This is a genomic window from Priestia sp. USM5 (assembly GCF_058323215.1).
On sequence record NZ_JBSGKN010000001.1, the window covers coordinates 3,121,258 to 3,146,296 of the forward strand.

Sequence of the window (25,039 nt, forward strand, 5' to 3'; positions counted from 1 at the left end):
TACATCTATTACGCTTTAACAGGCACCATCTTGAAAATTTCTTTCACACCTTGCTTGTATCCTCCCGCTGAGCGAAGTGATTCTCCGATTTGTTGTGCATGCTGTTTATATGTGTGAGTAGTTAAAACGTCGTTAACTGTATTTTTGATTAGCTCAGCAGATACATTATTTTTATCTAATTTCACGCCTGCTCCTAACTCCTGCACGCGATCGCCCACCATAAATTGATCCACTGCCATTGGAATAACGACAAGCGGTGTATCGTAGTATAATCCTTCACTGCTGCTGTTCATTCCGCCGTGAGTAATAAATAAATCCGCACGTTTTAAAATTTCTAGCTGCGGTACGTATTGTTTTACAACGAAGTTTTCTGGAATGTGTGCTAATTCTTCAGGTTTTGTATTTTTACCAATAGATAAAATAACTTTACCCTCAAAATCTTTTAATGCTTCTATACATAAGTTATAGATTTCTAGCTGCTGATTAAAAATAGTTCCCATAGAAACAAAAATAATTTTTTCATTTTCATTTTGTAAGTAAGAAGGATCTTCAATATCTAATCGTTTAACAATTGAAGGACCAATAAACTTGTACTCACTCGTAAATTCAGATACGTGCGGCTGAAAGAATTCTGACGTAAATATTAACGTAATATCCCCTGGATTTGACATAATGTCCATGGAGTCTTTTAACTCCGTATTATATTGGCTGTTGAACTTATTTAATGATTTTTCGAATTGAGGATAAAAGGAAGATTGGTCAGGTTCTGTTTGACCACTTGGCATCATACAAGTTGCTAACTCCTTATTTAACGCAAACGTCGTACAAAGAGAAACCTTTGGAAGCTGAAGAAGGTCGGCCACAGCGGAACCTGCTAAAAGGTGATAATCATAAAGTACATAATCATATGTTTCATGTTTCGTTTCACTCATAATTTTAGTAATAATATTTTCAGATTCATTTAAAAACAAATTCATTATTTCATAGCGGTCATAAGACTCTTCTTTGGTCATACGGTTGCTCATATCAAGACTTGGACGAAAATCTTCGTATTCACGAAATTCCGCTCCTGCTTTTCGGATTTTTTCAGCATAGTCTTCAATGCCGTAATAGACGACCTTCTCCCCTTGAGCCATTAATTCTTTTACAATTCCTAAAGAAGGGTTCACATGTCCTTCACCTGGAAAGCCTATTACTAATACATTTCCCATAACATCCATTCCTTTCACTTAGTTAATAATTAAATCACTTAATTATTCATTTGGTAAATTTATTGTATAGAAACTGAATTTACTATAAATTATCTTTATCGTAAAGTCATTAAGCGTTTTCAACTAAAAAAAGGTTAAATAGGCTCATTTTGGAATATAGTTATAAATTAACTCAAGAAAAACAAATATTGTAAAATTTATCTTGTTTGTAAATAGATGTATGCGCTTCAATATGATGAAAATAAAAAACACACCTAGCTACATTAAGCATAAGGTGTGTTTTTTATTTAGAAGTTATATAACTCCCATATATCTGATGTTTCTGAACCAATATACCAAGCTGCCGCCCCGCCTAAATGATAGTCATTAATTAATTTAACCCGGCGCTGCATAGATGCTTTGTCTTCGAGCCATATTTGATGCTTCGTACCATTTTCGGTGTATTCTACATAGTACTGAGAGGCTTGGCTGTCCCATTTTTTAGTTAACTTTTTAGAAGAGATAATTGCTTCGGCTTCTTTCATCGTTAAGTCTTTTGTGACAACTTTTTTGGTAGATAGATCCGTTTTCCATTCTCGCGTATAAAAAGGAACTCCCAGCAGGATTTTGTGTGCAGGTACATCTTTCATAAGAAGTTCTGTTCCTTCTTTCACCCAAGGCAGCGAAGCCACAGACCCTGGAACCTGACTTCCTCCCCAGTGTTCTTCATAACCCATCATAATGACGTAATCTGCCACTTGACCAATCTGTTTTCGATCAAAGCTTCCTGACCAAAACGGATCATTATTCTCTCGTGTTACGTCTACTGAAACGGTCATACCATGAGGCTTTAACGCTGCTTTTAATTCTTTAATAAATAAAACAAAATCTTGTTTGTTTTTGATATTAATATTTTCAAAGTCAACGTTAATACCGTCACTGTTTGTTTTCACAAGCGAACTTTCGACTGACGATACAAGCTTTTGCCGCTTTGCTTTATTGCCTAGGACGTCACTTGTCAGCACATCATCGAAATTGTTACCGATGAGCGGCCAGACTTTTTTGCCGTTTTTGTGAGCCGTTTGAACATACGATGGATTTATAGAAGATGAAACAACTTTGTCACTCCGCGTTAGCGTAAACCAGCGTGGTGAAACAACGTCTAAGTTCTTTTGTTTCATCGATTCTGCATAGCCTGCTGTTTTTTCATTAAAGCTCCAGCCCATAACTACTGGCTGATGCTTCTTTTGTGCTAAATCAGATTTTTTGATCCAGCCCTTTTTCCCTTCCAAAAGCTGTACTTGTACATAGTAATCAGGAATAATAAGCATTTGTCCAGGCTTAATATTTGTTGATGATAGCTGATTTAACTTTGTTAATTCAGTCGCTTTTACACCGTACTTTACAGAGATTTTCCAAAGCGTATCTCCTGATACTACTTTATGTAACAAGCCTTTTGGTGGTATTTTCAGCGTTTGCCCCGGAGTTAGCTCCGTCGTTTTTAGCTGATTTTGTTTTATTAGCTCGCTGACTGTTACACCATATTGTTTAGCTAGTAGCCATAGTGTATTTCCTGGCACTACTTTATGGGTGATAACTTGAGCTGCATCTCCCGCTTCAGATGAAATAGCAGGAAACTCTTCTCCTTTTTTCACTGTCTGAACAATCGAAGAATGCAAAGATGGAGAACGATACACATTTACATTATCACCTTTGACAGTGCCTACTGAAGAAGCAGCGTCTCCTTTACTTATTGGGGCCAATCCTCCACTGAAAAGACAGAGAATAAGTAGGCTCATACATATTTTCTTCATTTGATAATCTCGCCTCCCCACTTTTTGACATCACCTGTCTAGTTTACTACTCCTATAAGATAGAATCCTAGAGGTACATTGTGGTAAAGAAACGTTTGGGTATACGTCAAACTCAAATAAAAAAGCTTACCGTCCGATGACGATAAGCTTTCGTTTCTTATGCATTTCCCACTACATTTTGATCGTTAATATCCATATCAATTGTATTGGCGGTACTGGCACTGCTTGTAATATTCATAAAGTTTCCTGTGTTCCCGCTACCAGAACCGACTGTTGTAAAAGCTGTACTCTTTGGCTTAATAGCCAGACAATCACCAAACTCCACTGAAGATGAAACCAATACATTCGAGATATTTACGGCTCCTACTACCGATGGCATCTGCCTCTCCTCCTGTTCACTATCTATCTGCTATATGATATGAGCAGAAGGCTAAAAAGTAGCTTTTTCATCTTTTAAATTTTATTAAGGATCAATTCGTTTATACCTTGATTCTGCAAACATATATACTCCGTATGCCATAAGCCCGATTGATACGATAGCCAGCAGTACAGACCCAAAAGGACGCTGCGCTACTTCAGCAAGGGCTCCATCTAACCCTTTCGTTTCGTCTGGATCCGCTTGAAGAGCCGTGCGAATAAGAAAGAAGCCAATAATCCCAAAGACGATACTTCGAGCAATAATACCCGCTTTTCCAATATGCCCGCTCCATCGCCACTCTTCTTTTGACATTTCGTTTTTCTTTAGTTTTTTTAGGAAGCGTCCTGAAAGAGCCCAATATACTTGTCCAATCCCAAAGATAATAACGCCGATACCTGTAAGCGCAATGATGGTTTGCCCAAAGGGATAAGATAACAGCTTGGCTGATACCGTTTGATAATGCTTACCTGAAGTATGAACGTGAGCATGAAGCAAAATTTTTACCGAACTCACACAAAGACTAATATAAAACGTGGCTACAACTAAATAGCCTAAACGAGTAAAAGCGCCTTTTACACCATGCCCAACGTGGTGAGGGTCAAAAATAGCAGAAATGATTTGCCAAAACGCATATCCACTTAAACCTACTGCCAAAACGATTAAAATTAAAAATCCAAACGGCTGCTTTGCAATTGTGTGTAGGGCCCCTTGAGAAGTAACTAAATCGCCTTTTAATCCGAAAGCTGTCTGAATCGCTAATATACCGATGACAAAATAGACCACACCTTGAGCTACATGACCAAACCGTGAAAAACGCACGACAAACGGCTTAGTGCGTTCTTTTAAGCGATGTAACTTTCGACCAAACGTATCTTTTTTAACAAATGGAGATTCACCCATACGTTTCCTCCTGCTTTTTGAAAACAAACTTTATTTTATAAAACACCTGAAAATAAGCGAGCAAATGACTCTTTCGAACGTTCTACTAAACTTCGCTTGTAAAATGCTACTGGTTTGATCAAATGACTGTCTTCCATATCTTCTTCGTAATTTTTAATGAGCGTTTGAATCGTCTCTCCCTCAATTAAAAATGCATTCACTTCAAAGTTCAGATGAAAACTTCTCATATCCATATTTGCGGTACCGACCGAAGCCATATCTCCGTCGATAATCACAATTTTTTGATGCAAAAATCCTTTTCTATACGAATATACTTCAATTCCACATCGAAGAAGTTCGGCAAAATATGATCTTGTTCCATATTGAGTCAGAAAGCCATCATTAATTTCCGGCACCATAATTCGTACTTCTACACCTTTTCTAGCCGCAATACGAAGAGCAGTTCTTATAGCTTCGTTTGGAACAAAATAGGGGGTAGAAATCCAAATTGACTTCGTCGCGCTTGTAATCATTGTATAATAATAGTCGCTCATATTTTCCTGCGTATCTGGCCCCGTCGCCACTACCTGAACGAACCCTTCTCCTTCAACACGATGAGGTTTTGTATACGCTTCATTATGAATTAAGCATTCTCCAGAAACGTATTCCCAGTCAAACATAAAAATTGAGTGCAGCGTTTGAACAGATTCACCTCTTAACATCAGGTGGGTATCTCGCCAAAAACCGATTTTTTTATTTTTCCCTAAGTACTCATCTCCTACATTTAGTCCTCCTACAAAACCTACTTCCCCGTCAATTACAACTATTTTACGGTGGTTTCGAAAGTTAAATTTTTGATTAAAAAATCCATACTTAATAGGTAAGAAAGGATGCACTTTAACATTCGCTTTCTTCATTCGCTTAATATCTGAACCCGATAATGTAAAGCTTCCCATTGTATCAAACGTAAAGCGCACTTCTACACCTTCGCTTGCTTTTTTAATTAAAATATCAATGATTTCTTTTCCTAACGAATCTGAGTGAAACATGTAGTATTCCATATGAATAAAATGTTTGGCTGACTGCAAATGCTTTTTGATTTCGTTAAACGTTTCTTGCCCGTTCTTAAGGACGTAGGTTTTTGTATGAACATTCATCTTTGTCAAAGATACACATTGAAGATACTGAGCAAAGTAACGCTGATGAGATTGAAGCGTTGATAGATCAGGCGTCGTTTCTTTATCTGCCATCTTTCTAAGCATCTCTCGGTTATGCATACGCTTTTTTTTGAACATATGCCCCTTTAAATAGAGCTGTCCTGAATACAAATAAAAGAAAAAGCCTGCAACAGGGAAGAAAAAGAGGACATACATCCAAACCAACGTACTTTCAGGCGTTCGATTTTCAAGCATAAGTGAATACATACAAATGAAAATGATGACACCATATAATCCAACTAAGGCATACTTCCAATGAATATCAATAGAGGTAAAAAAGAAAGCATAAATTGAAAGTAAAATAATAAATAAAAAAATAAAGTCCAACCGGCGTTTTTTCATAAAAGCTCTCCTAAAAACAAACTGTATTGTATCACTTGCCTACCTTTCATATGAGGTAGTATATGGAATACACAGAATTCTTATCATGCATGCTACATAAAATGTACATATATTTGCACAAAAAGCAGTTTAGCCGCTTAAGCAACTAAACTGAACTACCTCAGACAAGCATCATTCATATACCTATACCCTGGATGGTAAAACAAAAAACCTCCTTACAGGGAGGTTTTTTCACTGGCTTTTCAAGCATCGATGCCTTTTTATGAGTTAGTATAACCAGACTCTTTTTCTTTTTTAGGCCAAACGAAATTAGAAAGAGATAATAAGAAATCAATTCCTACAATAACTGTCCAAACTTCCACTACATTTTGCAGCACGTTAGTTTTTCCATTTGGTACTATATACATCATCGCCGCTAAAAGAGCTGCCCCAATAGCATAAGCAAGAAGATGCTGTATCCATGATTTAAAATAATGCTTTGCATATTCTTTTCCATAGCGCTTACGAGGTTTTTCTGCACTTTTCATCACATAATATTGAAAGCGTTCATCTGCCCATTGAATCATACTTTTTCCAAAAGCGATCGAAATTCCAATATACACGGCTGCAATAGCGTGAGCATAAGTCGCTGTAGCACCTCCGTAAAGGTCTACGCCCGTCACAATCAGAAGAAAAAAATCAACAACAGGTGTTAAAGCTAAAATAAAAAAACTGAGCTTTTGTTTTTTAAACATATACCTTGTTGCTAATCCTAAAATGATGACTATCCAAAAAGCGATTTCACATGCAATAATCATCCAGGCTATTAAATTCAAATAATCCCCTCTCTTCCTCTCGTTCAACGAATAGATAATAGGTTTTAAATAAAAAATTTTATGCATAAGTTTATTTTTATGTATATACATCCTGCTTCATAACCCTACGGCTTATTCCATCCTCAGCTGAGTTCTAAGATTCATTGAAACGTATTTGCTAGGCGGGTCTTTTAAATCGATATCTATAATACTCCCAGCTCATTCCTACCGCGACTCCAATCGAATAGGCTAGTATATCGCTCCATAAGAAGCCATACCCCAAAATGAGCCCTCCTAGCGCAGTCTTTCTTATGTCATCAATCCAAGGAGCGTGATACAGCTGTGTAAATTCAATGAAGTAACAAAACACTATAGCAAACATACCAATCATTTTTGTCTTCCATGTAGGAAACAAAAAACCCGCACTGACAAAAATCATTAAGGCCCATAACGAATCTCCCGCATATATATTTACGATGTGAGGAAGATACGCAGTAAGTTTTCTTGATAATAGGCCTGCTCCCATGACAACAATAGCTAGAAGCAGGTATACCCATCTATTTCTTTTATTCATTTCAAACTCCTTTTTCTTAAATGCTCCGTCACAATAAGCCTTCACTGTATAATTTTATCAGAACCGCAAACTGTTAAATACCGCTTTTTTTCATTTTTTACAGCTTCCCCCTACGTATATATGACAAGTGTCATAGTTTCTATATGACACGTATGTCTTAAATAGTCAGAAAAATCCCTTTATACTGAGGATAATATACGGTGATGAAAGGAATTTCATATGACTATACAAAAACAAAAGAATTTACGAAAACAAGTTGCACCCTTTGAAAAAGCAGTAATGAAAGACAGCATAAGACAATTGATTAATACTTTTTTACCTTTTTTCACACTATGGTTTCTCGCTTATGAGAGCCTTTCAATTTCTTATTTTTTAGCATTTCCGCTAACTGTCATCGCAGCAGGGTTTTTAGTAAGAATATTCATTATTTTTCATGACTGTTGTCACTACTCTTTCTTTAAGAGTAGACAACACAATAAAATTCTCGGAACAATTACCGGTGTGTTAACGATGTTTCCTTACAGTCAATGGGGACATAGCCATGCCATTCACCATGCAACAAGCAGCAACTTAGATAAAAGAGGTACGGGTGACATTTGGGTGTTAACCGTAACGGAATATAAAGAAGCTTCTATTTGGAAAAAAATCGCTTACCGTATCTATCGCAACCCGTTCGTTATGTTCGGCGTGGGACCTATATATGTATTTTTGATTACAAACCGATTCAATCGAAAAAATGCGAAGAAAAAAGAGAGAATGAACACGTATCTTACAAATGTATTGATTGTTGCATTAGCAGCAGCGACCTGCTGGTTGGTAGGTTGGCAGGCGTTTGTATTAATCCAAGGACCGATTTTCTTCATTTCAGGTTCAATTGGAATTTGGCTGTTTTATGTACAGCATCAGTTTGAAGATTCTTATTTTGAAGAAGATGAGCACTGGGATTATGTAAAAGCAGCCGTTGAAGGAAGTTCATTTTACAAGCTTCCAAAACTTTTGCAATGGCTAACAGGCAATATCGGGTTTCACCACGTACATCATTTAAGCCCAAGAGTGCCCAACTATAAGCTTGAAGCTGTTCATCAACACACACAGCCTCTTCAAAATGTACCAACCATTACACTCGCAACAAGCCTTCGCTCTCTTCGATTCCGTTTATGGGATGAAGAAAACAAAATGTTTGTGAGCTTTAAAGAAATAAAAAAACGCTCAGCTGCACCAAAAGCAAGCAGAATTTCTTCTCAAACAAAAGCAGAACTTTAATAAAACAGTCAAGCTTTCAAAAGCTTGACTGTTTTATCTATTCGCCTAAACTTATTTCATTCTACTTTGTGGTAAACTAATAGTGTATTTTAACAAACAAATGAGGTTCTTTATGAAAAAATATACGTTTTTCCAAAAAATCACTGGGCTATCTCCTTACATATGGACGGTATTTGCCATTTTACCATTTTATTTTATCTTACAGTCTTCATCCATGAATCACATTATTCTTGGCTCTTTACTCACCATCTTATTTTTTATTTTCTATCGTTTTGCATTTGTTTCAACAGACAAGTCTGTTTACGTATGGACGGCTTTATTGATCGTCATTTCCTTAGCACTCACAACGATTTTTAATTATATTTACTTTGCCTTTTACTTCGCTTTTTTTATCGCTTATTTTATTGGAAATATCCAAAAACGGCTCGCTTTCTTCACTTTGTATGCTGTTCATTTGATCAGCACCGTTATTTCGGTAAACTTTAACGTTGTTATGCAAGAAGAGATCTTTTTAAAACAGCTGCCTTTCATTTTTGTAATTTCCATTAGTGTAATTGTACTGCCATTTAGCATTTATAACCGGAAGAAGCGAGACCGGCTGGAAGAACAGCTGGAAGATGCAAATAAACGTATTTCTGAGCTTGTAAAACAGGAAGAGCGCCAGCGTATAGCTCGCGACCTGCACGATACGCTAGGACAAAAGCTGTCTCTTATCGGTCTAAAAAGTGATTTAGCAAGAAAACTTATTGCAAAAGATCCTGAAAAAGCAAAATCTGAATTAAAAGATGTCCAGCAAACAGCGCGCACGGCTCTTAATGAAGTGAGAAAAATGGTTTCTCAAATGCGTGGAATTCGCCTTAGCGAAGAACTAAAACGCGTTCAAGAGCTTTTAGAAGCTGCCGAAATTACGTTTGTAGGAGAAAAGGATATTTCATTAGAGAATGTGTCTTTGCTAATTGAAAATATTCTGAGCATGTGCTTAAAAGAAGCCGTAACCAATGTGGTCAAACATAGTCAAGCCACCGTTTGCACGATTACTTTACATCAGTCTGCAAAAGAAGTAGGCATAACGGTAGAAGACAATGGAGTGGGTATTAATACGAAAAAAACCTGCTGGGAAGGAAACGGACTTTTAGGAATGAAAGAGCGGTTGGAGTTTGTAAACGGCCATCTTGATATCTCCAGTCAAGGGGGGACGATTATTCATATTACAGTTCCAAACATCGTCAAACATATTAAGGAGGAAGAATTATGATTCGAATTGTCATTGCCGAAGATCAGCAAATGATGTTAGGAGCTTTAGGCTCTTTGTTAAATTTAGAAGATGACATGGAAGTTGTCGGAAAAGCTTCAAATGGGGAACAAGCGGTATCACTTGCTAAGCAGCACCAGCCAGACATATGCGTAATGGACATCGAGATGCCACTTAAAACTGGGCTTGAAGCTGCAGAGGAACTGAAAGATTTAAACTGCAAAGTCATCATTTTAACAACGTTCGCTCGCTCCGGCTATTTTCAAAGAGCTTTGAAAGCAGGCGTAAGTGGCTACTTGCTAAAAGATAGTCCAAGTGAAGAACTCGCAAATTCAATTCGAAGCGTGATGGCAGGCAGACGCCTCTATGCTCCAGAATTAGTGGATGACTTATATAGTGAATCTACCAGTCCTCTTACTGCTAGAGAGAAAGAAGTATTAGCTCTAGTAGCTGATGGAAAAAACACAAAGGAAATTGCTGACGAACTATCTATTAAGACCGGAACAGTGCGCAACTATATTTCTACCATTCTGGACAAACTCGAAGTAAAGAATCGCATTGAAGCCATTACTCGCTTTAAGGAAAAAGGATGGTTCAAATGAAAAAAGCATGCATCAAACCGAGATGCATGCTTTTTAATCATTTGGGAGTTTATCGTACCCTAATTTGTCGATGATCACGACATGCTCGGGGAATTCATCAAGCAGCTGCTGTTTTGTGAATAATTCAAAGTCACGGAAATCAAAGCCTGGTGCGACCATACACCCTACCAGGGAAAACGTATTCTCATTTGCGACAGAGGAACCGAAAATGGTATCTCTTGGAACTAAAAATTGAGGAACTTCTCCATTTTCTAAGTTTGTACCTAGTTTTACTTCTTGATAGGTTCCGTCGCGGTAGATAATATGAATGGTTAAAGAACTTCCCCCATGATAGTACCATAATTCATCTGATTGCAGCCGGTGGAAATGCGATACATCGTGAGACCTTAATAAAAAGTAAATACTCGTATATAGAAATCGTTTGTCATCAAACTGAGATGACACTTCTTTATCAGAAATTTCATCATTAGAACGATAGGTTTGTTTATAAAACCCTCCTTCTGGATGAGGCTGCAGCTCAAGCTTTGAAATCCAATATTCCCAATTATGTAAATCCATTACGTTCCTTCCCTTCCTTTTTTCTTTTATCATTAACTACATCATAGTAAATCATTCTTTCTAACACAACAAACGGCTTCATTATTCCATTAGGAAAATGAAGCCGCTTACCACCGGTATCTTATCATTACATCCTACCCTTTCTGTTAACACGGCTATATCTATACCTGCTAGAATGACAGCGATGAAATAAATACGTCATATACAAATCTAACTGAAATCGATCTCCCTCAATGAAACATTGAAACGGCTGTTCTTTATCTTGATAAATTTCCGCAGATGAACGCTGCTTAAACGGGACAATATTCATCTCTTTTCCCCCTCAGACAGATGTGCTTTTTAGTGTAAATGCTGATGACAAACGTAATATTTTTTGATAAAAGTGAGGGCTGCCTGTGCATCTTGAATGCCAAGCTTTTTACAAACGCCCGCTAACATGAGCAGTTTGTACATAACCAGCTTTTGATTATTGGTTGCCAGTACGTAATAAACAATCGTATTAGCAACTGCCCGCGGTAATCTTATTTTTTTCAACTCATATAACGCAGCAGACGAAGACATACCTGCTTCGTTTAAAATTTGCTCGGTTGTGTACGTCTCCAAATAGCGAGCAAGCTTTCTTTCTTTATTGTTAAATATACCTTTAGAATCGTTCATTTTCTCTCCCTCTGTTATTTTAATAATCCATTAAACGCTGCATTAATTAGCCATAATGCGATAGCTCCCCCTGATAAATAAGTGCTGAGATAGAATATTAGCTCCATATACCTCCCTCCCATTTCTATCTTACCCCTTCATTTCTTTAGCTGCAGTGATATTCATCACAGTAAAAAGTGTATTGTTGAGCTGCCGAATAGCTCCGCAAAAGAGCTCGTGAGAAAGGTCTCACGAGCTGCTTAGTTAGCATTTTTATTTTCGGATAATGCGTTTAAAAATCATAATAATTAATAATACAACCACAATAACAAGCAAAAATTTCAACATGAGTTGTCCATCCCTTCAAATCAGTAAATCGTCTTTCATTAGTAAGTAGTTACCCTGTTTCGTTTTTTATAAACTGCTGACTGCTTATTTCATGCCAAAAATTATATAATAGTAGAAAATGAGCTTAAATTAGCCCTACATATAAAACATAAACGGGAGTATAACCATGACTGACTATCTTCAAACATTTCTGCTTGAACATTTAGAAGCAGCAGAGCTTATTAGTGTTCTCTTGAACATCCTTATTAGCATTACGGGCGTATTTCCAAGCGCGCCCCTTACGTTCGTAAACGTAAAATTATTTGGTTTTTGGAATGGATTTTTACTTTCTTTTATTGGAGAAGTTTTAGGTGTAGCTCTCTCTTTTTGGCTGTACCGAAAAGGTTTCCGTACACTTGTTCATACCAAAACACCTTCTCACTCCAAGTGGCTAAAGCTGCTGCGCGTACAAGGGAAAGAGAGTTTTATATTCATTCTTTCTTTGCGATTACTTCCCTTTGTTCCATCAGGCCTCATTACATTCTTCAGTGCTGTAGGAAAAGGCTCCTTTGCGGTATTCATTTCTGCTAGCGCACTTGGAAAAATTCCAGCGCTTTTTATTGAAGTTTATTCGGTTTATCATATTTCACAAGGATCTATGCAAGGAAAAATCATCTTAGTGGTTTTATCCATTACTTTACTTTTTTATATAAGTAAAAAAGGGAAGAAAAAAGCTTAACAGACTATAAAAAGGGAAGACTATCTAAAAATAAGTAAAAACATTATCCTATGTAACTGTAATAAGATAACGTATTGGAGATGGTCCATTGATTTTCCTGTTGGTTTCTGCAAGTATTATTGTTCCTATTATCATGCTTTTTTTCTCACTAAAGTGGAAAGGAGCAGAACTAGTTTTTAATACGCTAGCCCTTCTTTCAGCGCTAGTATTTGGAAATATAGCCGCTGCTTCTATCTATCGTATCTTAAAAAATCATACTGTTTTTATGACGAGCATTCATGCAATCTTTTTAAATTCAGCTTTTTTATTAACCGGTGCATACCTTGGAATCTATGTATTGTATAAACTGTTAGCTCTGACCTTAAATGTAAAACAGCGTACTATGTGAAAATAGTACGCTGTTTTTTTAAGTGCAGTTTATTTTATGATTCCAGTTGGTATACATAGAGGTGAACCATCAACCGGATTTTGAATGATAGTTGATGATAAATTAAACACATCCCTTATCATTTCTTCTGTAAATACTTGAGCAGGAGAACCTTCTTTGTAAATCTGACCGTTTGAAATACTGATTAAATGATCTGCATAGCGAGCTGCTTGGTTTAAATCGTGCAAGACCATCACAATTGTACAATTTCTCTTTTGGTTTAAGAAACGAAGAAGTTCAAGCACTTCAATCTGATGAGCTAAATCTAAATATGTGGTAGGCTCGTCCAAAAGCAGAAGCTCCGTACCCTGTGCTAATGCCATTGCAATCCAGGCCCTTTGACGCTGTCCTCCAGAGAGCGCATCCAGTGTGCGATGACTTAAATTAGACAGTTTAGTTGCCTGTAAAGCCTCCTCTACAATTTGATGATCTTCAGCAGAATAGCGAGCAAATAAGCCTTTATGAGGGTGACGACCATAATAGCATAGCTCTTTTACTGTTAAATCTTCAGGAGCTTCAGGAGCTTGAGGCAAAATAGCCAGTTTTTTTGCTACTTCTTTTGATGAATGTTGATGAATATCTTTTCCGTTTAAATAAATATTTCCTTCTGTCGGCTTTAATAAACGCGCCAATGAACGAAGGATTGTTGATTTTCCGCAGCCATTTGATCCAATGATTATGCTTATCTTTCCTTCTGGAATGTGAAGGTCAATATCGCGAATAACTGAAGTTGAATCATATGATAGCGAAAGTTTTTCCGCAGTTAACTTTGTCATTACTCTTCCTCCTTTCTCCTATTTTTTCTGTTCACGCCGCAGTAAATATAGAAAATAAGGGGCACCAATAACGGATGTTACGATTCCAGCGGGAATCTCAATGGGCGGCACAACCCCTCTTCCGAGACTGTCAGCAATTATCAGGAATAAAGCACCTACTGCTGCTGAAACTGGTAACAAGAACTTCGACCGACTCCCTACTAACCTCCTACTAATATGAGGAGCAATTAAACCAATAAATCCAATTGACCCAACTACAGCTACAGATAAACCGGTTAATATCACAGCCATACTCAATAGTGTATAACGAACGTACTTTGTTCGCTCTCCTAGGCCAACTGCAATCTCATCTCCTAAGTTTAAAATATCGAGCTTAGATGCAAATATAATAATAAAAGGAACAAGTACGACGCAAGGAATTAACATCAAAAGCTCACTCCAGCCTCTTCCCCATAAACTTCCTGTAAGCCAAAGAAGAGTTGTATTCACGTCATCTGGAAACTTAATCATAAAATACTGAATTCCAGCCTGGCAAATAGCTCCTAAAGCTACACCCACTAAAGCCAGCGTATGAGTTTTAGCTCCTTGAGAATAAGAAAACACCATGAGTATAACGGCGATGACCGATGCTCCTAAAAAAGCTGAAAGCGGCAGCAGAAGCATAGAAGCAGCTGGAAATACAATTAAGATAAAAACGGCGAACAGCCCTGCTCCTTTTGTTACACCGATAACATCAGGAGAAGCAAGCGGGTTTTTTAATATCCCTTGCAAAATAGCTCCTGCTACCGCTAAAGCCGCACCGACCACAATAGCAATGAGGGTACGTGGAATGCGATAATTTGTTAAAATAAAGGAACTACCTTGGGAACTACCTACTATTTGCTGAAAGATTTCTGCAGGGGAAATATAAACGGCTCCTACTCCTAAGCTAATTACAACCGTGATGATTAAACATAGCAATAAGATACTTAATATTTGATAAGGGTGTTTTCTTTTCATTGCTTAATATTCCTCCCTTTTCTAGCAAGATATAAAAAGAAAGGAGCTCCGATAAGAGCTGTTACAATCCCTACTGGCGACTCAAAAGGATAGGCAATGAAACGAGAAAGTACATCGGCATAGACAAGCAAAATGGCTCCTAATAGAGCTGAAAATGGCAGGATTCGCTGGTAGTCTCCTCCTACTAATTTTCTAGCTATGTGAGGTACAATGAGACCTACGAACCCAATTGGCCCCGCAACGGCAACAGATGCACCTGCAAGCATAATGACTAGTATACCTGCAAAAAAGCGAATCCATTTTACCTTTTCGCCTAAACCTGTTGCCATATTCTCTCCTAACACTAGAATCGATATAGAACGAGATGATACAAAAGCTAGAAGAAGACCTAGAGATGACCAAGGTAACAAAATTTTTACATGAGTCCAGTCTTTCCCGTTAATAGAACCTACAAGCCAATACAAAACGTCCGTAGCTTGTTCATTTAACACAATCACTCCTTGAGTAAGCGACGATAAAAATAAATGCACGGCCATTCCGGCAAGTGCTAGTTTCACATGAGTTGTCTTTCCGCCCGATGCGAACAAATAAACCGTTATTCCTCCTAAAGCTGCTCCCAAAAAGGCAATATAAACAGTTGATTGAGAGGTAAAATCAGGAAATAGAATAAAAGCTATTACAATCGCTAATGAAGCACCTGCATTTACCCCAAACACTTGGGGTGAAGCAAGCGAATTTCGTGTAATAGCTTGCATCAATGCTCCAGCAGCTGCCAAGCTGGCTCCAATAAGAGCTGCCAGCACGGCTCTTGGCAACCTGAGCGTCTGTACGATCGTTGTCTGCTTAGAGTCATCAGGAGCAAAAATTGCTTTAATTACTTCTGTAAAACTAACTGCAGAGGATCCCACAGCGACATGTAAAATCATTCCGATGATTAACAAGCAAACACTAGCTACCAACACAATGTATTTATTTATTTTTTGCTTTTGGACAAGATTTGTCATTTCCAACACACTTTCTACAGTTTTCTTTTCTAAACAAATAGAAGCAAGAATAGAATAACTATTCTCGCCTCTTTGTCAGATTCCGTTATATTACTGCTGCTTATTGTTTAGTAACTTAACCGTATCTTTTCCAATTGCCTCAGCTGAAATTACCCCTCGGAATCTTGTCCATAAATCACGGTCTACTACAAACACTTTATCATTTTTAACAGCTTTTAAATTTTCCCAAAGAGGATTTGTTTTCCATTCATCCGTTACAAGTTTGCCTTCATTATTTGCTAGGATTAAAATATCTGGATTAATGTCTGACAACTGTTCTAAATTCATTTCAGCATATGCTTCTTTGTTCTGCACAGCGTTCTTCAACCCTAGCTTTTCAAGAAACTCTCCGTCATAAGAAGAAGACGTATGCGCTTGGAAAGAAGTATCTCTCACAACTGCTGGTAAGACTGTCTGACCACTTTCTTCTTTTAACTCATTTTTTAATTTTGAAATCGTTTCTTCATGCTCATTTAATCGCTGCTCTGCTTTTTTTTCTTTTCCTACTGCTTTTGCAATTGTTTTAAATGAGTCTATATTTTCTTCATATGTAGATTCACGACTTTTTAATTCGATTGTAGGTGCAATTTTGTTTAATTCTTTATAAATTGCTTTATGACGCTGCACATCGGCAATGATTAAGTCCGGCTGCAGGGAACTAATTACTTCTAAATTCGGCTGTTGACGTGTTCCTACTGAAGTATAGTCAATCTTTCCACCTACAAGTTTTTTAATCATATCTTTTTTGTTGTCGTCTGCAATCCCTATTGGCTTCATTCCTAAACCTTGCAGAGCATCCACAAAGGATAGTTCAAGAACAACTACTTTTTTAGGATTTTTAGGAACTTTCGTTTTTCCAAGCTCATGCTGAACAGACACCTTTTGGTTATTATCTGAATTTTCTTTTGAAGAATTTTGATTTGACCCGCATCCTGCTAGAACAAATAAAATAGCAACAATAGTAGCTATACTGAGAAGTCTAATCTTTTTAACTTGCTTCATTTTAATGCTTCCTCCTATGTATATACTCTTGATGACGCTGATAATCATTATCATCAATGTTATCTGTTAATTCAAGATGAGTCAATAGTTTTCTCATAATACGGGACATATTTTGAATAAATAACAAAAAAATCCTTTCACTTCTTTTTGAAAAAGCTTTATTCCCTTCCCTTTTTACGATACACTATGTATAAGTTGACCAAATACAACTTTATTGCACTAATACATTTTAGATAAACTTAATTTTGGAGTGAAAATAATGAATTCGTCTCTATTACAAATGAATACTATATTTATTAGTATTCTTATTGAAGCTCTTCCTTTTGTATTATTAGGCGTGATCATTTCAGGAATTATTCAAATTTTTGTAACGGATGAAATGATGGCTCGAGTTATTCCTCAAAATAAAATAGGTGCTGTCCTATTAGCTAGTGTGATTGGAGCTCTTTTTCCAGCCTGTGAATGTGGAATTGTTCCTATTACTAGGCGCTTAATGGCAAAAGGGGTTCCCCTTTATGCTGCCATTCCTTTTATGTTAACAGGCCCTATTATTAATCCTGTTGTTTTATTTTCTACCTTTGTAGCTTTCGGAAATGATTGGAAAATAGTATTTTATCGGGCAGGAGTAGCTTTTATTGTTTCCTTACTTGTAGGTCTTATTTTAAGTGTTCAATTCAAAGCACCTCAGACAAAACGTGAGGTTCATTTGCATACTTCCCCCAAGAAAATGAGTGAGAAAGTTTCACAATCGATTCGTCATACTATTGATGAGTTTTTTTCTGTTGGGAAATTTTTAATTATTGGTGGATTAATTGCCGCCGGCATGCAAACGTTCGTGAAGACCTCTACTTTACTTTCATTGGGACAAGGAAATGTTTCATCAAATGCGGTAATGATGGGACTTGCCTATGTATTATCGCTTTGTTCCTCTGCAGATGCGTTTATCGCTTCCTCGTTTCGCAGTACGTTTACAGATAGTGCTATTGTTTCATTCTTGGTATTCGGTCCAATGTTTGATATCAAGAATACGCTGATGATGCTAAGCCAGTTTAAGACTAAATTTGTCTTTACGCTTTTGGCGTATGTCTTCATTTTAGTACTTATTGTTTCGATTTTAATTGTTCATTAGTAAGGAGGGATTTGGCATGATTCGTATTTTAATTTTAATAGGGTTTACATTCATCTTCATGCACCTTCATGCAACTGGGGATATCTCAAAATATATCAATATGAAATATTCCTGGATTTCATTTTGCACCATCTTTGTCCTTTGGTTCTTGACCATTGCAGAATTAATCTTTTACATGATAGGCCCTAAAAAACATGATGATGATTGTAGCTGTGGATGCGTCCATAATCAGCAAGATGGCAAATGGAAACGAAGAGTATGGTACCCAATTTATATTTTACCAGTACTCACGGTCTTATTTTTACCTGTCGCAACCCTTGATTCTAATATTGTTGAAGCTAAAGGGTTTCATTTTCCTATTTATGACAAAAAGGACCCTTATTCTTCTCATCAATTTTTACAGCCTGACACAAGTTCTTTTTACGGAGAAGAAGCCTATGACAAAATGATTCATCGTGATCTTAAAAAGTTTTCTAAAGGAGAAAATATCAACTTAGAAGACGAGGAATTTTTAAATGCAATGGAGACTATTTACCGATATCCTGGTGAATTCACTGACAAAACCATTTCTTTTAAAGGATTTATGTATCAAACGAAAGAATTAAAAAAGAATCAATATTTTCTCTTTCGCTTTGGTATCATTCATTGTATTGCAGATTCAGGGGTGTTTGGAATGCTTATTGAGTTTCCAGATGATGTTACTTTTAAAAATGATGACTGGGCAACGGTTACAGGAAAAATTAGTACAATGTATTACCAGCCGTTCAAAAAAACCATCCCTGTTGTGAAAATAACAAAAGTAAAGCGTGAGCAGTCTCCAAAAGACCCTTATGTATATCGAAATAACCAATAATAAAAAGCCGTTCTTATTTAGAAGAACGGCTTTTTACATTAATGAACAAATTCCATTTTTTCTTCGATTTTATGAAATTTCTCATAAAATTCCTGCGCTGAAATCGGTTTGGAGAAATAGTATCCCTGCACTTCATCACATTTTTCTTTATGAAGAAGTTCTACTTGTTCAACTTCTTCTACACCTTCTGCTACGACGGATAGCTGCAAACTTTTGGCTAGTGTAATAATGGCTCTGACAATCGATACTTCCGTTGTATTAGGATCTAAATCTTTAATAAAAGACCGGTCAATTTTCAGCGTATGAATAGGCAGCTTCTGAATATAGCTGAATGAGGAATATCCTGAGCCAAAATCATCAATCGAAATAAATACTCCTGCATCTTTTAAAATTTGTAGCTTTTCGATTGTTTGCTCAACATGCTTCATCGTTACACTTTCCGTAATTTCAAGTTCTAAATATCGTGATTCTAACTCTACTTCACGCAAGACATCTAACACATAATCAACAAAATCAGTTGTACCAAAATCCACGCTTGATATGTTCACACTCATTTTTAAGGGAGGAAGTCCTTTCAGCTGCCAATACTTATTTTGATGGCACGCTTTTTTTAATACCCATTTCGTCAATGTAACAATAACGCCTGTTTCTTCAGCAATCGGAATAAATTCTGCGGGAGAAATAACGCCCATCTCGGCGTGAGTCCACCGGATCAAAGCCTCCACTCCAACAATATGGCCACTTTGAATATTGACTTTCGGCTGATAGTGAAGCTCCATTTCGCCCAGCTCAAAAGCCTTTCGTAAACCATCTTCAATTCTCATTCGTCGCGTAGTATGAACCTGCATTTCTTTTTGATAAAACAGATAATGATTACGCCCTTGTTTTTTGACTTCGTACATCGCTAAATCAGCATGGCGAACTAGCACCTCAAGCGTTTTTCCATCTTTAGGAAATAAACTAACTCCGATGCTTACCCCTAAATAAACATCTCTCGATAGCACTACAAAAGGAGTGGATAAGCAGTCATTTAATGATTGACAGATTTTTCTCACTTCTTCATCCGTCCTATCATGCAGTAAAACTAAAAACTCATCTCCTCCAAAACGCGAAAGCACATCTTGGTTTCTTAGGCAGCTCTTCATTCGATCGACCACCTGAAGCATAAGCTGATCTCCAGCATGATGACCAAGCGTGTCATTTACCTGTTTGAAACGATCGAGGTCTAAAAATAAGAAATGAAGCTTTTTTCCTGAAGCAGCTGCTGAATCAATGGATTTCTCTACAATGTTTGAAAACATACTTCGATTTGGTAAATCTGTTAGCATATCGTGAAAAGCCATATATTGAAGCGATTCTTGAGCTTTTTTCTGCTCCGTTACATCTCTAGTTACTGTCTGAAAAAGCGTCTCTCCATTAATTTGAATGAGCGTAGATTTTACTTCTAAAAAGAGTTCCTTACCTAACGCATTAAACATTTTCAACTGAGCTAATGGAGGTCTTGGCTCATCTTTTCTATCTCTTACTGCCTTCAATCCTTTTTTAATATCAGGAACTTGTTCAGATGAAAAGAAATCATATAACGATTTCCCAACGAGCTGGTCTTCCGTTACTCCTAAAAGCTGAATCATAGCATCATTCACGGACACGACCTCTTCTTCTCGATGGACCATAATTGCCAATGGAGAGGAGTAAAACAAGTTTTCATAACGATTTTTTGCTTCAATCAACGTTTTTTCCGCTTCACGCTCTTGCGTTATATTGCGTATATACAGCATATACTCAACCGTCTCTTCAATCGCTACCGCCATCACCGTTATCTCAACCGTAACTTCTCTATTACTTATCAAAAGGGAGTGCTCAGTCCGTCCGTCTTGTAGAGAAGAAAATTTATAGAAGGGCAGCAGCTTAACAACATCACTCCCGATTACATCTGATGCTTTAAGAGAGAAAAGCGTTTCTGCTGCATAATTGAGCGATAAAACATGTCTTTTTTCATCAATCACCAAAATAGCATCCAGGGCAGATTCAAAAAAAGCCCATTTTAAAACTTCTTGTTTTTGTACGCGTCGATCCATAAAAATGGTTAAAAACACAGCCGTAAATAGGCAGACAACAAAAAAAATAATAACGGCGGATAAATATAGTGGATTTAAAGCAAAACCGTTTGATTGTTCAGGCATTCGCATTCCTGAAAAAGAAGCTGCCTGCATGCCCGTATAGTGCATACCAGCAATAGCAATGCCCATAATAGTAGAACAAATAAGCTTAGCAAAAACGGTAAGCTTCCCTTCATTTAGCTTTGAGTAAAAACCAAGCCACAAAGCTGTATTAGAAGCAGCAACAGCAATGAGAATAGAGAGAAAAACGACAAATGGATCATATGAAATCATAATGGGCTCCATTGCCATCATGCCGGAATAATGCATAAAAACAATTCCAGCTCCCATAAAGCTCCCCGCAATGGTGAGTGCCTTCATGCTTTTCTTTTGTTTGTGAATGAGGTAAAGGCCTATATAACATCCTGTTATCGCTCCCAAGATTGAGAGAAGAACAAACCATAAATTGTATGAAACATCTACGGGCAAGTGAAAAGCAAGCATGGCAATAAAATGCATGGACCAAATGCCTACTCCCAATGTAAATGCCCCGCTGATTAACCAAAACTGAATAAATTTTGCCCGGGAAATTTTCACACGATTAGCTAACCCAAAAGAAGCGTACGCCGCAGTAATAGCGATAAGGAAAGAAAGTGTAACGAGTAACTCATTGTACGTCCCTTCTAGTAAATGTGTATGATGATTCATTCATGACCTTCCTTCAATTCGTTCTTTTCTTTGTTATCGGTTAAGGCCTAAAAATATTTACTATTTCAAAAGAACTTCTGTTGGATTTACTTCTTACTTTTTGAGCGTCCTGACAATATCGCGCTCACTTTTTCTTTATTGACGGTGTATAAACACGTACAATCATCTGACTTATACGCCTCTTTTAATTGAAACGAGAATTTTTTTAAAAGCGTAATTGAATCTTTATTATTAGGATCGACTTTTGCTTCAATCTCCCGTATATGAAACTCTTCAAAAGCTTTTTCTAGCAAAAGGCAGAGCGCTTCTGTCATGAGGCCTTTTTTCCAAAAAGGTCTGCCTAAATCATACCCAATCTCTGCTTGCTTTTTATCATAATCAATACGGTTTAGACCGCAGGTTCCAATAATCTCATCGGAAGTCTTTAATCGAATAGCATAGCGTGTTGCTTTCCCTTCTTTCGTCAAACTTTGAAGAAGTGCAATCATGCTTTCCGCTTGATAAAGCGTCGTAAAGGGCTCAATATTCATATATCTCGTAACCTCTTCATCCGACCAATATGCAAAAACTTTAGAAGCATCTTTTTCTTGAAGAGGAGATAAATATACCCTCATCTATGTTCTCCCTCCTTTTGATGAATGATGGAGCAAGACATTTTCATCTGCGCCTCTTTCACATCTTAAAAAATCTCACATGGTGCACGGAACATGTGAGATTTGACATTTAACTATTTTTTGATTGTGCATCGCGCAGCTGCGTATATAAACGATTAATTGCTACAGTCATTGACTGTTCATAGGAATGATGATCATAATAAACCGCTATATTTTTTAACATTTCATATGTTTGATGATCAAGCTGCACCTCAAGCGTAATTTTTTCGTCAATTGTTGCTGTTTGCAAATGATGAGGCAAGTCCTCTTTTGTAGACACTTGCTCTGCAATATGAATTGCTTCTTCTACTGTTTCAATTCGGCCGTACTGATGCACCCATCTTCTGCCCATTTCAATCGTATCTTTTACAAACTGACGATTGGTAATGGTATCTTTAATATTAAATTGATGATCCGCCACATATACAGATTGATACAAGATTACACTGATCACTTCGTCTTTTAAATTTAATTTTCTCAGCTCATCAATTAAATCCGCTATATATTTAGGTAAAGGACTAAATGTCCCTCGCACTTCCTTAATTAAATCCATGGCAATGGATTCAGTTGAATTGCGTTTAAATGCTTTTATAATATCTATCATTACATGTTCGTTTGCCATACATACACCACCATTTATGAATCGAATAATTTCATGCTCCTTGCTAATTGGCATAGACATTCACTATTCGTTTAAAATATATACTATTATTCTATTATATAAAAAATATGAATAAGTTGGTATAGGATGAATGATTTATCATTATTTTTTCATAAAATTTTATGAAAAAGAACATGTTTATCTATTACTAGCACAAATCCAGCACTGCAAACAACGGTCTCGCCAAAATCTGAGAAGACAAGCATTTATTATTAGTACACGTGAGTTTTTCTTTGATGGAAGACATTAAATAAAAAGAGACCAAACTACCCCCGCTTATTGAAATGGTCAAAAGATTTTTAGATGTTAGATGACAGAAGGTATCCAATATCAGTAATCAATCTCCTTCCCTGTTCATTGTGACTTAGTCCATCTATCAAAACAACGGCATAATACGTTTCGTTACCTCGCATGAGAATAGCACTATCATGTTCCGCTCCCTGTAGTTCTCCAGTCTTATTCGCAGCTTGAAACGCTGATCCTATACGTGCTGGAAGCTTATGCCGAAACTGCTGCATTTCTAGCATTCTCATTATTTTTTCGCAACTAGATTTTCGCAAAAAGTTTCCTTCACATATTTCCTTTAGGCACTTTACTACGTCAGAGGCACACGTATAATTATCAATCCCTTGTTTAACAGCTGTTTCGTCCATCATATAGCGGTTTAAAACGGTTTTCTTTAATCCTAGATTTTTAGCACATTCGTTAATTTTTTCAAATCCTACTAAAGAAATGAGCTCATTTGTAGCTGTGTTGTCAGAAACCATTATCATAAGGGTAAGCAGCTCTTCCACTTTAATATGTGTTAACCGCGGAAGAGCTCTAAGTACACCTGCTCCGCCAACCGTATTTTTTTCCATTCTTTGAATGACAGATGTTAAAGCCAAGATGCCCTCATCAATTTGACGAAACGCCTCTATTGCAAGCAGCAGCTTGATTGTACTTGCTGCTCGTTGTTGGATAAAAGAATTAATCTGTATGGATTCTTTCCCTTCAATATGAATCCGTATAAGTCCATTATTACTCCGTTTCCATTTCGTAACTGCATCTTCTATTTTCACTCTTGCTTTTTCCATCATTTTGTCGCAGCTGTTTCAATATAGTTGGTACTCATTATCTTTTGATTGTATAAGTGACAGGCCACAAAATGATTTTCTTCAACTTCCTGCCACTCTGGTTTTTGAGTCTTACAGGCTGCTACTGCAAGAGGACAGCGTGTATTAAATACGCAGCCAGAGGGAGGGTTAATGGGGCTTGGCAATTCTCCTTTAAGAACAATCCGCTTCCGATTATCCTCAACGTCAGGATCAGGAATAGGAATAGCTGACAGTAGAGCTTGAGTGTATGGGTGAAGCGGTTTTTGATACAGCTCCGAACTTGTTGTTAATTCTACTAAATGCCCTAAATACATAACTCCAATACGATTGCTTATATGCTTTACCATCGACAAGTCATGTGCAATAAATAAATAAGTTAACCCTTTTTCTTTTTGGAGTTTTTTTAATAAATTAACTACTTGAGCCTGTACAGATACATCTAAAGCAGAAATAGGTTCGTCTGCAATAATGCATTCTGGATTTAACGCTAAAGCTCTCGCAATCCCTATGCGCTGGCGCTGCCCGCCGCTGAACTCATGAGGATAGCGGTTGGCATGATCACGATTTAGCCCCACATCTTCTAGCAGCTCATACACCCGGTTCAGCATTTCTTTTTTATTGGAATAAAGTCCGTGAACCTCCATTGGTTCTGAGATAATCTCCTTTACGGTAGAACGAGGATTCAGTGAAGCATATGGATCTTGAAAAATCATTTGCATATTACGATGAAAAGCAAATTTCTCTTTCTCTGATAGCTCATGCACGTTTTTCCCTTTATAAAGCACCTCTCCTGATGTACGGTTATACAATCCAATGATTGTTCGCCCGGCAGTGGATTTTCCGCAGCCGGATTCACCAACAAGTCCAAAGGTTTCTCCTTTTGAAATATAAAAAGACACGCCGTCTACTGCTTTCAAAACCTGCTTGTTCGTAATTGAAAAATATTTGCTCAGCTGCTTTACTTCTAACAAATGCTTCGCTGTCATA

The 25,039-nt window shown here is 37.1% G+C and carries 26 protein-coding genes; 7 read left to right on the top strand and 19 right to left on the bottom strand.

Annotated elements, in window-relative coordinates; all coding sequences use genetic code 11:
• Positions 1-8: 8 nt before the first annotated feature.
• The 7 genes from ACWATA_RS16745 to ACWATA_RS16775 all read right to left on the bottom strand — a co-directional run bounded on the left by ACWATA_RS16745 (position 9) and on the right by ACWATA_RS16775 (position 7,228).
• Positions 9-1,211 carry a macrolide family glycosyltransferase gene (locus tag ACWATA_RS16745; RefSeq protein WP_033578469.1) on the bottom strand — a complete coding sequence of 401 codons (1,203 nt, stop codon included), beginning with the start codon at positions 1,209-1,211 and terminating at the stop codon, positions 9-11.
• Between the two features lie 287 nt (positions 1,212-1,498).
• A complete protein-coding gene (locus ACWATA_RS16750; RefSeq protein WP_230624615.1) occupies positions 1,499-3,004 on the bottom strand; it encodes a LysM peptidoglycan-binding domain-containing protein in 1,506 nt (501 codons plus the stop codon).
• A 157-nt stretch (positions 3,005-3,161) separates the two neighbouring features.
• Positions 3,162-3,383, bottom strand: a complete 222-nt coding sequence (locus tag ACWATA_RS16755) for a spore germination protein (RefSeq protein WP_028413997.1) — start codon at positions 3,381-3,383, stop codon at positions 3,162-3,164.
• Between the two features lie 84 nt (positions 3,384-3,467).
• On the bottom strand, positions 3,468-4,322 hold the full coding sequence (locus tag ACWATA_RS16760; RefSeq protein WP_048018518.1) for a DUF1206 domain-containing protein: 855 nt from the start codon (positions 4,320-4,322) through the stop codon (positions 3,468-3,470).
• A 35-nt stretch (positions 4,323-4,357) separates the two neighbouring features.
• The gene (gene cls / locus ACWATA_RS16765) at positions 4,358-5,860 is read right to left on the bottom strand and encodes a cardiolipin synthase (protein ID WP_033578467.1); all 1,503 of its coding nucleotides are present in this window, start codon (positions 5,858-5,860) and stop codon (positions 4,358-4,360) included.
• A gap of 260 nt (positions 5,861-6,120) precedes the next feature.
• Positions 6,121-6,675, bottom strand: a complete 555-nt coding sequence (locus ACWATA_RS16770; protein WP_048018517.1) for a hypothetical protein — start codon at positions 6,673-6,675, stop codon at positions 6,121-6,123.
• Between the two features lie 157 nt (positions 6,676-6,832).
• A complete protein-coding gene (locus ACWATA_RS16775; RefSeq protein ID WP_028414001.1) occupies positions 6,833-7,228 on the bottom strand; it encodes a ribosomal maturation YjgA family protein in 396 nt (131 codons plus the stop codon).
• A 219-nt stretch (positions 7,229-7,447) separates the two neighbouring features.
• Between ACWATA_RS16775 and desA the strand changes: the two genes are divergently transcribed.
• The 3 genes from desA to ACWATA_RS16790 all read left to right on the top strand — a co-directional run bounded on the left by desA (position 7,448) and on the right by ACWATA_RS16790 (position 10,345).
• A complete protein-coding gene (gene desA / locus ACWATA_RS16780; RefSeq protein ID WP_028414002.1) occupies positions 7,448-8,491 on the top strand; it encodes a Delta(5) desaturase DesA in 1,044 nt (347 codons plus the stop codon).
• Between the two features lie 112 nt (positions 8,492-8,603).
• On the top strand, positions 8,604-9,746 hold the full coding sequence (locus ACWATA_RS16785; protein WP_473049986.1) for a sensor histidine kinase: 1,143 nt from the start codon (positions 8,604-8,606) through the stop codon (positions 9,744-9,746).
• The gene (locus ACWATA_RS16790) at positions 9,743-10,345 is read left to right on the top strand and encodes a response regulator transcription factor (protein WP_013056197.1); all 603 of its coding nucleotides are present in this window, start codon (positions 9,743-9,745) and stop codon (positions 10,343-10,345) included. Before ACWATA_RS16785 ends, ACWATA_RS16790 begins: the two co-directional genes overlap by 4 nt.
• A gap of 33 nt (positions 10,346-10,378) precedes the next feature.
• On the opposite strand, the gene ACWATA_RS16795 is transcribed toward ACWATA_RS16790, so the two are convergent.
• The 3 genes from ACWATA_RS16795 to ACWATA_RS16805 form a co-directional block, all read right to left on the bottom strand.
• A complete protein-coding gene (locus ACWATA_RS16795) occupies positions 10,379-10,903 on the bottom strand; it encodes a cupin domain-containing protein (RefSeq protein ID WP_028414004.1) in 525 nt (174 codons plus the stop codon).
• A 127-nt stretch (positions 10,904-11,030) separates the two neighbouring features.
• Positions 11,031-11,213, bottom strand: a complete 183-nt coding sequence (locus tag ACWATA_RS16800) for a hypothetical protein (RefSeq protein ID WP_028414005.1) — start codon at positions 11,211-11,213, stop codon at positions 11,031-11,033.
• A 29-nt stretch (positions 11,214-11,242) separates the two neighbouring features.
• Positions 11,243-11,560, bottom strand: coding sequence for a hypothetical protein (locus tag ACWATA_RS16805; RefSeq protein WP_028414006.1), 318 nt, complete (start codon positions 11,558-11,560; stop codon positions 11,243-11,245).
• A 493-nt stretch (positions 11,561-12,053) separates the two neighbouring features.
• Between ACWATA_RS16805 and ACWATA_RS16810 the strand changes: the two genes are divergently transcribed.
• Both ACWATA_RS16810 and ACWATA_RS16815 read left to right on the top strand, forming a co-directional pair.
• Complete coding sequence (locus tag ACWATA_RS16810; RefSeq protein ID WP_473049987.1) at positions 12,054-12,605, top strand: TVP38/TMEM64 family protein; 552 nt, start codon at positions 12,054-12,056, stop codon at positions 12,603-12,605.
• Positions 12,606-12,693: 88 nt separating this feature from the next.
• A complete protein-coding gene (locus ACWATA_RS16815; RefSeq protein WP_028414008.1) occupies positions 12,694-12,993 on the top strand; it encodes a hypothetical protein in 300 nt (99 codons plus the stop codon).
• A 29-nt stretch (positions 12,994-13,022) separates the two neighbouring features.
• Here the strand turns inward: ACWATA_RS16815 and ACWATA_RS16820 are convergent, their stop codons facing one another.
• The 4 genes from ACWATA_RS16820 to ACWATA_RS16835 form a co-directional block, all read right to left on the bottom strand.
• On the bottom strand, positions 13,023-13,808 hold the full coding sequence (locus ACWATA_RS16820; RefSeq protein ID WP_028414009.1) for an ABC transporter ATP-binding protein: 786 nt from the start codon (positions 13,806-13,808) through the stop codon (positions 13,023-13,025).
• An 18-nt stretch (positions 13,809-13,826) separates the two neighbouring features.
• The gene (locus ACWATA_RS16825; protein ID WP_028414010.1) at positions 13,827-14,807 is read right to left on the bottom strand and encodes a FecCD family ABC transporter permease; all 981 of its coding nucleotides are present in this window, start codon (positions 14,805-14,807) and stop codon (positions 13,827-13,829) included.
• Positions 14,804-15,811 (bottom strand): FecCD family ABC transporter permease, encoded by a 1,008-nt coding sequence (locus ACWATA_RS16830; RefSeq protein WP_047751347.1) that lies wholly within the window; start codon positions 15,809-15,811, stop codon positions 14,804-14,806. The genes ACWATA_RS16825 and ACWATA_RS16830 overlap by 4 nt, the downstream gene beginning before the upstream one ends.
• A gap of 90 nt (positions 15,812-15,901) precedes the next feature.
• Positions 15,902-16,852 (bottom strand): ABC transporter substrate-binding protein, encoded by a 951-nt coding sequence (locus ACWATA_RS16835; protein ID WP_028414012.1) that lies wholly within the window; start codon positions 16,850-16,852, stop codon positions 15,902-15,904.
• Between the two features lie 259 nt (positions 16,853-17,111).
• On the opposite strand from ACWATA_RS16835, the gene ACWATA_RS16840 reads away from it, so the two are divergent.
• Entirely contained in the window at positions 17,112-17,981 is an 870-nt protein-coding gene (locus tag ACWATA_RS16840; RefSeq protein WP_028414013.1) for a permease, read from the top strand.
• A gap of 16 nt (positions 17,982-17,997) precedes the next feature.
• Positions 17,998-18,834 carry a TIGR03943 family putative permease subunit gene (locus tag ACWATA_RS16845; RefSeq protein ID WP_432236233.1) on the top strand — a complete coding sequence of 279 codons (837 nt, stop codon included), beginning with the start codon at positions 17,998-18,000 and terminating at the stop codon, positions 18,832-18,834.
• A 38-nt stretch (positions 18,835-18,872) separates the two neighbouring features.
• On the opposite strand, the gene ACWATA_RS16850 is transcribed toward ACWATA_RS16845, so the two are convergent.
• The 5 genes from ACWATA_RS16850 to ACWATA_RS16870 all read right to left on the bottom strand — a co-directional run bounded on the left by ACWATA_RS16850 (position 18,873) and on the right by ACWATA_RS16870 (position 25,038).
• Positions 18,873-21,641: a bifunctional diguanylate cyclase/phosphodiesterase gene (locus tag ACWATA_RS16850; RefSeq protein ID WP_473049988.1), complete on the bottom strand. Its 2,769-nt coding sequence runs from the start codon at positions 21,639-21,641 to the stop codon at positions 18,873-18,875.
• An 86-nt stretch (positions 21,642-21,727) separates the two neighbouring features.
• Positions 21,728-22,255, bottom strand: a complete 528-nt coding sequence (locus ACWATA_RS16855; RefSeq protein ID WP_034266572.1) for a GNAT family N-acetyltransferase — start codon at positions 22,253-22,255, stop codon at positions 21,728-21,730.
• A gap of 109 nt (positions 22,256-22,364) precedes the next feature.
• A complete protein-coding gene (locus tag ACWATA_RS16860) occupies positions 22,365-22,916 on the bottom strand; it encodes a hypothetical protein (RefSeq protein WP_013056190.1) in 552 nt (183 codons plus the stop codon).
• 338 nt (positions 22,917-23,254) lie between these two features.
• Positions 23,255-24,031, bottom strand: a complete 777-nt coding sequence (locus ACWATA_RS16865; protein WP_473049989.1) for a serine hydrolase — start codon at positions 24,029-24,031, stop codon at positions 23,255-23,257.
• On the bottom strand, positions 24,031-25,038 hold the full coding sequence (locus ACWATA_RS16870) for an ABC transporter ATP-binding protein (RefSeq protein ID WP_028414018.1): 1,008 nt from the start codon (positions 25,036-25,038) through the stop codon (positions 24,031-24,033). The genes ACWATA_RS16865 and ACWATA_RS16870 overlap by 1 nt, the downstream gene beginning before the upstream one ends.
• Position 25,039 lies beyond the last annotated feature (1 nt).